The 9,090-nt window shown below is 68.2% G+C and carries 10 protein-coding genes; 4 read left to right on the top strand and 6 right to left on the bottom strand.

The genetic code is table 11. The features are described from left to right. Both PKA16_RS14925 and PKA16_RS14920 read left to right on the top strand, forming a co-directional pair. A partial coding sequence (locus tag PKA16_RS14925; protein WP_324404335.1) for a hypothetical protein occupies positions 1–486 on the top strand: 486 nt, incomplete at its 5' end. Between the two features lie 86 nt (positions 487–572). Beyond that, on the top strand, positions 573–1,277 hold the full coding sequence (locus PKA16_RS14920; protein WP_324404333.1) for an SDR family NAD(P)-dependent oxidoreductase: 705 nt from the start codon (positions 573–575) through the stop codon (positions 1,275–1,277). 9 nt (positions 1,278–1,286) lie between these two features. On the opposite strand, the gene PKA16_RS14915 is transcribed toward PKA16_RS14920, so the two are convergent. The 6 genes from PKA16_RS14915 to PKA16_RS14890 form a co-directional block, all read right to left on the bottom strand. After that, complete coding sequence (locus tag PKA16_RS14915; protein ID WP_324404331.1) at positions 1,287–1,637, bottom strand: hypothetical protein; 351 nt, start codon at positions 1,635–1,637, stop codon at positions 1,287–1,289. 78 nt (positions 1,638–1,715) lie between these two features. Then, positions 1,716–1,928 (bottom strand): 4-oxalocrotonate tautomerase, encoded by a 213-nt coding sequence (locus PKA16_RS14910; protein WP_324404329.1) that lies wholly within the window; start codon positions 1,926–1,928, stop codon positions 1,716–1,718. Between the two features lie 49 nt (positions 1,929–1,977). Continuing rightward, positions 1,978–2,718, bottom strand: a complete 741-nt coding sequence (locus tag PKA16_RS14905) for a class II aldolase/adducin family protein (RefSeq protein ID WP_324404327.1) — start codon at positions 2,716–2,718, stop codon at positions 1,978–1,980. A gap of 7 nt (positions 2,719–2,725) precedes the next feature. Continuing rightward, positions 2,726–4,681 (bottom strand): molecular chaperone HtpG, encoded by a 1,956-nt coding sequence (gene htpG, locus PKA16_RS14900; protein WP_324404325.1) that lies wholly within the window; start codon positions 4,679–4,681, stop codon positions 2,726–2,728. 99 nt (positions 4,682–4,780) lie between these two features. Further along, positions 4,781–5,602: a pseudouridine synthase gene (locus tag PKA16_RS14895; RefSeq protein ID WP_324404323.1), complete on the bottom strand. Its 822-nt coding sequence runs from the start codon at positions 5,600–5,602 to the stop codon at positions 4,781–4,783. A gap of 19 nt (positions 5,603–5,621) precedes the next feature. Beyond that, positions 5,622–6,326: a Crp/Fnr family transcriptional regulator gene (locus PKA16_RS14890; RefSeq protein WP_324404321.1), complete on the bottom strand. Its 705-nt coding sequence runs from the start codon at positions 6,324–6,326 to the stop codon at positions 5,622–5,624. A 133-nt stretch (positions 6,327–6,459) separates the two neighbouring features. Between PKA16_RS14890 and PKA16_RS14885 the strand changes: the two genes are divergently transcribed. Then, positions 6,460–8,409 (top strand): AMP-binding protein, encoded by a 1,950-nt coding sequence (locus tag PKA16_RS14885; RefSeq protein WP_324404319.1) that lies wholly within the window; start codon positions 6,460–6,462, stop codon positions 8,407–8,409. Beyond that, the coding region (locus PKA16_RS14880) for an ABC transporter ATP-binding protein (protein ID WP_324404317.1) at positions 8,406–9,090 on the top strand (685 nt) is incomplete at its 3' end. The genes PKA16_RS14885 and PKA16_RS14880, both read left to right, overlap by 4 nt.

The following is a 9,090-nucleotide window of genomic DNA, read 5'->3' as shown; positions in this document are numbered from 1 at the left end:
GGTGCGACTGTCTCACGCAACAGGCGTGGTGTCGAGGTTATGCAGAGTTTCCTTAAACAATTCTCGGGGGATTGGGCTTCACCTGGAATCGGCGAAAACCCAGTGTCCATGCCGCTTGGCGGGGATTTGCAGGGACGACTACTTGGCTATCGAAGCGCACTTGAAGGAATTCAGAATATAGAGTCCAGAATTTCAAAAGATCTTGGGTTCAAAGAGAGGCTATTTTTGAAAATTTGGAATAGTCACGGTCAATTGAAATGGCTGAAAGCCCATTTAATCAGAGAATTGGCTTTAGAGCAAAGGATTGTGACGCGTGGTGAAGATGACTCGAGTGCCGCTTACAAGGCGGCAGGAGGGGCGTCGCGGGATCGAAGGTATATTTGGCTGGCTGAATTTATCGAGCAGCATCTGGATGAGGGGCGCAAATATCCAAATCCGTTTTTTGGCGGAACAAATCCGCTTCATCTTGGGTTGATTTTTTCCTAATCTGTGGACGATTGACAATGGTCTGATGAGGCATATCCGGACTCGATGCGTACTTGAATATTTATCGATCAATCCAAGGAATCCCCATGTCCACACCTTCCCTCTGCGCCATCATCGGTATCGGTCCGGGCGACGGTTCGGCGTTGGCGCGGCGCTTCTCAATAGAGGGGCAGGCACTGGCCCTGCTGTCGCGCTCGACCGGTTACTCCGAACAGCTTGTCGGCGAGCTGGGCAGCGCCCGGGCCTATGCCTGCGACGCCGGCCAGCCGGAGCAGGTGGCCGAGGTGCTGGCCCACGTGGCGCGGGAGCAGGGCGCGCCGGAGACGCTGATCTACAACGCCGGCTCGGGTGTATGGGGCAGTGTCGAGGACGTCAGCGCGGGCGACCTGGAGGCGGCGTGGCGGCTGAACGTGCTGGGGGCGTTTGCGGCGGCGCGGGCGGTGGCACCGGCGATGAAGGAGCGCGGCCGCGGCAACATCATCTTCATCGGCGCCACGGCGTCGCTGCGGGGCGGCGCGGGCACGGCGGCGTTTGCGCAGGCCAAGGCGGCGCAGCGGACGCTGGCCGAATCGATGGCGCGGCACTGGTGGTCGGCCGGCATCCACGTGGCGCTGATCATCATCGACGGCGTGGTGGACCTGCCGCGCACGCGCCAGCGCATGTCGGAGCGGCCGGACAGCTTTTTCGTGCAGCCCGACGGCGTGGCGGCCATCGCCTGGTCGCTGACGCAGCAGGACCGCTCGGCCTGGTCGTTCGAGGTGCAGGCGCGGCCGTTTGGCGAGAAGTGGTGAAGCGGCGCTTCAGAACTCGCCCGCGGCCGGGCTGAGGGACTGCGGCTGCGGCGTGCTGGCGGCCGGGGCGGCGGGGGCCCGCTTGGGATCGTGGACCACGGTGCCGACACCGACGCCGGCCCCCACGCGCGCGCCGCCAACCGGCACGCTGGCACCGACACCGGCGCCGGCCGAAACCTGGCCGTGCTGGTTCACGCCGACGCCGACACCGACCGGGCCGACCCCGGTGCCGACGCCCACGTTGACGTTGCCGCCGCTGCCGACACCCACGCCCAGCGAGACGCCGGGCACGATAGGCACGCCGATGCCGACGCCGGCGGCGCAGCCGCCCAGCAGCAGGGCGGTGGCAGCAATCGCCACGCGATTCGGGAGACGGACGCGTGCGTGCCTGGGCGGGCGAGGGTATCGGTTGCGGGTGGGATCTGAAGTCATGGCGGTTCAGGCGCCGCCGCCGGGCGCGGGCGGCTGGTCGTCGCTTTGCAGTTTGCCGCCCACGGCCCAGTCGTGGCGCGCGATGTCGTAGAACAGGACCTCGACCGCCTCGGGCTTGCTGCCCAGGGTGCGCACGGTGGCTTCGGTGAGCGCGGCGGCGAGGGCGCGCTTCTGTTCGATGGTGCGGCCTTCGAAGAGTTCGACGCGGATGGTGGGCATGGGGTCTCCTGGGTGGTTCTGGGGTGTGTGAACGGGTTGAAGTGAATGGTCACTCGCGGAAACCGGGCGACAGGCGCTCGATGCGCCGCAGCAGGGCGGGCCACTCCAGGTCGCCGTCCCACTCGCTGCCGTCGCCCACCCACTGGCGGTAGGTGAGCTCGGCCAGCTCGTGGCTGGCGGCCAGCATCTTGCCACCGGTGGCGGCCATGGCCCGCAGCTGCGCCTGGGCGGCGCGGTCCAGCAGGTGCATCAGCATCCAGGCTTCGGCGACGCTGCGGCCGACCACGAGCGGGCCGTGGTTCTCCAGCAGCAGGCCGTCGAGCTGGCCGAGTTCGGCCACCAGGCGCTGCTGCTCCTCCGGGCCCAGGGCCAGGCCTTCGTAGGCGTGGCGGCCCAGGCGCCGGTACAGGCGCATGGCCCACTGCGAGGTCGGCTGCAGACCATCCGGCAGCATGGACAGGGCCACGCCCCAGGGCGTGTGCAGGTGGATTACGCACTCGACCTCGGGGCGCGCCGCGTGCACCGCGCCGTGGATGGCAAAGCCGCTGGGGTTGACGCGGGCGCCGGAGCCGTCGACGACCTCGCCGGCGACGTTGACCTTGACCAGCGAGGAGGCCGTGATCTCGTCGAAGCCGGCGCCAAAGGGGTTGATCAGGTAGTGCCCCGGCTCGCCCGGCACGCTGGCCGACAGGTGCGTGTAGATGGTGTCGTCCCAGCCGTTGACGTGCGCCATGCGGTAGGCGGCGGCGAGGTCGACGCGCACCTGGCGTTCGGTGCGCGCAGGGCGCATGACCACCTCAGACCAGCAGCGCGTTCACGCGCCTGACGTAGGCTGCGGGGTCGTCGGGCAGGCCGCCTTCGGCCAGCAGGGCCTGGTCGAACAGGATGTGGGCGAGGTCGTCGAAGTGGGCGTCGCCTTCGAGCTTCCTGACCAGCGGGTGCTCGGGGTTGATCTCCAGCACCGGCTTGGTGTCGGGCGCCGGCTGGCCGGCCTGCTTGAGCATGCGCGCAAGCTGCAGGCTGATGCCGCTGTCCTTGACCACCAGGCAGGCGGGCGAATCCACCAGGCGCGTGGTGACGCGCACGTCCTCCACGCTGTCCTTGAGCGCTTCCTTCAGCTTCTCGACCAGCGGCTTGACGGCCTCGGCGGCCTGCTCGGCGGCCTTCTTCTCGGCCTCGTCCTGCAGCTCGCCCAGGTCCACCGCGCCCTTGGCCACCGACTGCAGCGGCGTGCCGTCCCATTCCTGCAGGAACGAGATGGCCCACTCGTCGACACGATCGGTCATCAGCAGCACCTCGATGCCCTTCTTGCGGAAGATCTCGAGCTGCGGGCTGTTCTTTGCCGCGGCCAGGGTGTCGGCGGCGATGTAGTAGATGGCCTTCTGGCCTTCCTTCATGCGCGCCTTGTAGTCGGCCAGCGACACGACGGGGCCGTCGTGCATGGTCGAGGCGTAGCGCAGCAGCCGGGCGATGCGCTCGCGGTTGGCGTGGTCCTCGCCCAGGCCTTCCTTCAGCACGGCGCCGAACTCGCGCCAGAAGCTGGCGTACTTGTCGCTGGCGGCCTCGTTCTTGTCCTGCACGTCGGTGACTTCCGCCGTGTCTGCGCCGTCCGCCGTCGGTGTTTCTGGCCTGGCGCTGGCCAGCTCTTCCAGCAGCGCCAGCACGCGGCGCGTGTTGCCTTCGCGGATCGCCCTGACGTCGCGGCTTTCCTGCAGCAATTCGCGGCTGACGTTGAGCGGCAGGTCGGCCGAGTCGACCACGCCCTTGACGAAGCGCAGGTAGCGCGGCAAGAGCTGCTCGGCGTCGTCCATGATGAAGACGCGCCGCACGTAGAGCTTGACGCCGGGCTTCTTCTCGCGGTCCCACAGGTCGAACGGCGCGTGGCTCGGGATGTAGAGCAGCTGCGTGTATTCGGTGCTGCCCTCGACGCGGTTGTGGCTCCAGGCCAGCGGCGGCTGCCAGTCGCGCGCGATCTGCTCGTAGAACTGGGTGTACTGCTCGTCCGTGATGTCCTTCTTGGGCCGGGTCCACAGGGCGGTGGCCTGGTTCACGGTCTCCCACTCGCCGGTCTTGACCATCTGGCCGGGCTGGCCTTCCTCCTTGCCTTCCTCCCACTTCTCGCCTTCCATCTGGATCGGCAGCGCGACGTGGTCAGAGTACTTGCCGATCAGCTCCTTGAGGCGCCAGGCGTCGGCAAACTCGCGCGCGTCCTCGCGCAGGTGCAGGATCACGCTGGTGCCGCGCTCGGGGCGCGTGATGGCCTCGACCTCGAAGTCGCCGGTGCCGCCGCTCACCCAGCGCACGCCCTGCTCGGGCGGCAGGCCGGCGCGGCGCGACTCCACGGTGATCCGGTCGGCGACGATGAAGCCCGAGTAGAAGCCGACGCCGAACTGGCCGATCAGCTGCGCGTCCTGCTTCTGGTCGCCCGACAGGCGGCTCATGAACTCGCGCGTGCCGCTCTTGGCGATGGTGCCCAGGTGCTCGATCGCCTCGGCCTCGCTCATGCCGATGCCGGTGTCGGTGATGGTGATGGTGCCGGCCTCCTTGTCGCTGGTGATGCGCACGCGCAGCTCGGGCTGGTCGCCGTAGAGCGAGTCGTCGGCCAGGGCCTCGAAGCGCAGCTTGTCGCAGGCGTCGGAGGCGTTGGAGACCAGCTCGCGCAGGAAGATCTCCTTGTTGGAATACAGCGAATGCGTGACCAGGTGCAGCAGCTGGGCGACCTCGGCCTGGAAGGAGTGGGTTTGCTTGCTCATGTCGTCGGTATTCAGGAAAACGGAATGGCGCAGATGCCGCGCCACGCGATGCGAAATGGGGGCGAGTCCCCGATTTTCAAGGGCGCTGGCGCCTGCCCTTCAGAAGCTCTCGTGCGGCCCCAGGTAGCGCCACTGCCCGACCGGCAGCTCGCCCAGGCGCACGCGGCCGATGCGCACGCGCTTGAGTCCGGTGACCGTCAGGCCGACCTGCTCGCACATGCGGCGGATCTGGCGCTTCTTGCCTTCCGTGAGGACGAAGCGCAACTGCTCGGGGTTCTGCCAGTCGACCTGCGCGGGCCTCAGGGGCGCGCCGTCCAGGCTGAGTCCGTGGCGCAGGCGCTGCAACTGCGCGGCCGGAAAGCTGGCCTGCACGTCGTGGGTGACGCTGCCATGACGCACCCGCACCAGGTATTCCTTGTCCACGGTCGAGTCGGCGCCGATCAGCTGGCGCGCCACGCGGCCGTCCTGTGTCAGCACCAGCAGGCCGGTGGAGTCGATGTCGAGCCGGCCTGCCGGCGCCAACCCGCGCAGCTGGCCCCGGGCAAAGCGCAGCGACGCCGGGTCGCCGCGCCAGTGGCTGCGTGCGTCGACGAGGGTGGCGGCCGGCTGGTAGCCGTCCTCGGCCTGGCCGCTGACGTAGCCGACCGGCTTGTGCAGCAGGATGGTGACGCGGTGCGCCTGCTCGGTCCGCGCCTCGCGTTCGACGCCGACCCGGTCCGCCGGCGTGACCTTCATGCCCATGCTGGCCACCTGGCCGTTCACGCGCACCCAGCCACGCTCGATCCAGGCGTCGGCCTCGCGGCGCGAGCACAGCCCCAGTTCGGCCAGTCGCTTGTTCAGGCGCACCGCGGTGCCCGCGGACGGCGCGACGTCGTCGGGGCGGGGCGCGCGCTGGAAGCGCGGGGCGGATGGCGTGCTCATGGCGGGGCCGGGTCGCGATTCAGAAGTAGAGCGAGCGCAGCGCCGCCAGATCCAGGATGCGCAGGCCGCCGTACTCGATGCGCAGCACGCCCCGCGTGGCCAGGGCCTGCAGCGCCTCGTTGACGCGCTGGCGCGACAGGCCGACCAGGTAGGCCAGCTCCTGCTGCGTGATGCGCAGCACCTCGCCCACGCCCGGGAACAGCACCGGATTCACCAGGGCAGCCAGGCTGCGTGCCACGCGCTGCTCCGGGTTCGCGCCGCGCCCGGCGGTGATGGTGCCGATGAACTGCGCGAGCCGCTCGTTGAACTGGTTCATGATGAAGCGGTTGAAGCCGATCGAGTGGTCCAGCAGCCAGTGGAAGGTTTCCACCGGCAGGCCCGCCACCAGGGAGCGTCGCAATGCCTGGATGTCGTAGCGATAGGGCTCGCGCTTGAGCACCGTGCCTTCGCCGAACCAGCCGCCGGGCATCAGGCCGGTATAGGTGATGACGCGTCCCTGTTCGGTCGCGGTGCTCATCTTCAGCAGGCCGTCGACGACGCCGAACCAGTAGGTGGCCGGATGCCCGACGCGGCAGATCAGCTCGCCAGCCGCCGCCTCGGTGACGCGCAGCTGCGCCGCCGCACGCTCGTACTCCGAGCCCTGCAGATGGGCCAGCCAGGGCACGCCCGCCAGCTCCGGTTCCGTGAGCGGGCGGCGGCGTTCGTGCAGTGCGGGAGGTGGCAACTAAGGGTTAAACCCGAGTGGATTGGTCCCTGATTGTCGTTCAAACGACAACACGGCGTCAAAGTATGGGCTTAGCATTGAATCCACGCCAATCCGGTGTTCGCCGGAACGACGACAAGGAGATTTCTCGTCCATGGAGACGACTTTTCCCCAGCTGCTCCTGCAACACGCGCGCCAGCAGCCCCAGGCGCCGGCGCTGCGCGAGAAGGAGTATGGCATCTGGCAGACCTGGAGCTGGCAACGCGCCCTGGGTGACGTGCGCGCGCTGGCGCTCGGCCTGGTGGCGCTGGGTTTCGAGGCGGGTGACAGCCTGGCCATCGTCGGCGACAACCGGCCGCGCCTGTATCTGAGCTTCATTGCCGCGCAGGCCCTGTCGGGCGTGCCGGTGCCGATGTACCAGGACGCCATCGCCTCCGAGATGGCCTTCGTGCTGCAGGAGACGGACGCGCGCTTTGCCTTTGCCGAGGACCAGGAGCAGGTCGACAAGCTGCTGGAGCTGCGCGAGGCCGAGGGTGAACATGCCGTGCCGGGCCTGGCGCACATCATCTACGACGATCCGCGCGGCCTGCGCCACTACACGCAGCCGGGCCTGATCAGCGTGCAGGCGCTGATGGATCGCGGCCGCGCCCACGCGCGCGAGCATCCCGAGCTGTTCGAGCAGCGGGTGGCGCAGGTCCGGCCGGATGCCGTGGCCGTGATCCTCTACACCTCGGGCACCACCAGCCGGCCCAAGGGCGTGTGCCAGACCCACACCGCCTACATCACGGCGGCGCGCGGCGGCATCGAGGTCGACGGCCTGAATGCTCGCGACGAGGTGCTGTCCTACCTGCCGCCGGCCTGGGCCGGCGACTACTTCTTCTCGGTGGCGCAGTGGCTGGTGGCCGGCTACACCATCAACTGCCCGGAGTCGGCCGAGACGGTGGCGATCGACCTGCACGAGATCGGCCCCACCTACTACTTCGCGCCGCCGCGCGTGTTCGAGGGCCTGCTGACCTCGGTGTCGATCCGCATGGAGGACGCGGCGCGCTTCAAGCAGTGGCTGTACCGCCGCTTCATGGCGGTGGCGCGGCGCGTGGGCGCCGACCTCCTCGACGGCAAGCCGGTCGGCCTGGGCGATCGCCTGCTCTACGCGCTCGGCGACGTACTGGTCTACGGCCCGCTGAAGAACGCCATGGGCCTGTCGCGCATCCGGGTCGCCTACACCGCGGGCGCGGCGATCGGGCCGGACCTGTTCCGCTTCTTCCGCTCGATCGGCATCAATCTCAAGCAGCTGTACGGCCAGACCGAGACCTGCGCCTACGTCTGCCTGCAGAGGAATGGCCAGGTCAAGCTCGACACCGTGGGGCCGCCGGCGCCGGGCGTGCGGCTGCGGATCACCGAGCGCGGCGAGGTGCTGGTGCACAGCCAGGCGCTGCTGAAGGAATACTACAAGCGCCCCGAGGCCACGGCCGAGGTGCTGGACAGCGAGGGGTGGTTTCACACCGGCGACGCCGGCGTGCTCGACGCCGACGGCCACCTGCGCATCATCGACCGCGCCAGCGACGTCGGGCGCCTGACGGGCGGTGCCATGTTCGCGCCCAACTACATCGAGAACAAGCTCAAGTTCTTCCCGCAGATCAAGGAGGCGGTGTGCTTCGGCCACGATCGCGACCACGTGTGCGCCTTCCTCAACTTCGACCTTGACGCCGTCTCGGACTGGGCCGAGCGCCACAGCATCCCCTACGCCGGCTATGTCGACCTGGCCGGCAAGCCCCAGGTGCTGCAACTGATGACCGAGTGCGTGGAGAAGGTCAACGCCGACCTGGCGGCCGAGGCCGGCATGGCCGAGGTGCAGATCCGGCGCTTCCTGGTGCTGCACAAGGAGCTCGATCCGGACGACGACGAACTGACGCGCACGCGCAAGGTGCGCCGCGGCTTCATTGCCGAGAAGTACGCCGTGCTGGTCGACGCCCTGTATTCGGACAGGACCGAGCAGTACATCGAGACCGCGGTGAAGTTCGAGGACGGCAGCACGGGCAAGGTGGCCGCCACCCTGCGCATCGTCGACGCCAGGACTTTTCCGCCCGTGAAGGAGGCGGCATGAACGCGGCCCTGGCTCCGGTGGCGCCCGCGACGGCGGCGCAGCGCCGCATCGGCGACGTCATCCTCGAGGTGCAGAACATCAGCCTGCGCTTCGGCGGCGTGAACGCGCTCACCAACATCAGTTTCGACGTGCGCGAGCACGAGGTGCGCGCCATCATCGGCCCCAACGGCGCCGGCAAGAGCTCGATGCTCAACTGCATCAACGGCGTCTACAAGCCGACCGAGGGCTCGATCACCTTTCGCGGCCAGACCTTCAGCCACGTCAACAGCCGGCGCATCGCCGAGATGGGCATTGCGCGCACGTTCCAGAACCTGGCGCTGTTTTCCGGCATGAGCGTGCTGGACAACATCATGACCGGACGCAACCTGAAGATCCGCAGCAACCTGTTCCTGCAGGCGCTGCGCGTCGGCCCGGCCGAGCGCGAAGAGCTGGCACACCGGCGCCACGTCGAGGAGATCATCGACTTCCTGGAGATCCAGGCGCACCGCAAGACGCCGGTCGGGCAACTGCCCTACGGCCTGCAGAAGCGCGTCGACCTGGGCCGGGCGCTGGCGATGGAGCCGCAGGTGCTGCTGCTGGACGAACCCATGGCCGGCATGAACCTGGAGGAGAAGCAGGACATGAGTCGCTTCATCCTCGACGTGAACGACGAATTCGGCACCACCATCGTGCTGATCGAGC

The organism is Ottowia sp., assembly GCF_035325765.1.
Taxonomy (GTDB): domain Bacteria; phylum Pseudomonadota; class Gammaproteobacteria; order Burkholderiales; family Burkholderiaceae_C; genus Ottowia.
This window is presented reverse-complemented; position numbering and strand designations above follow the sequence as displayed.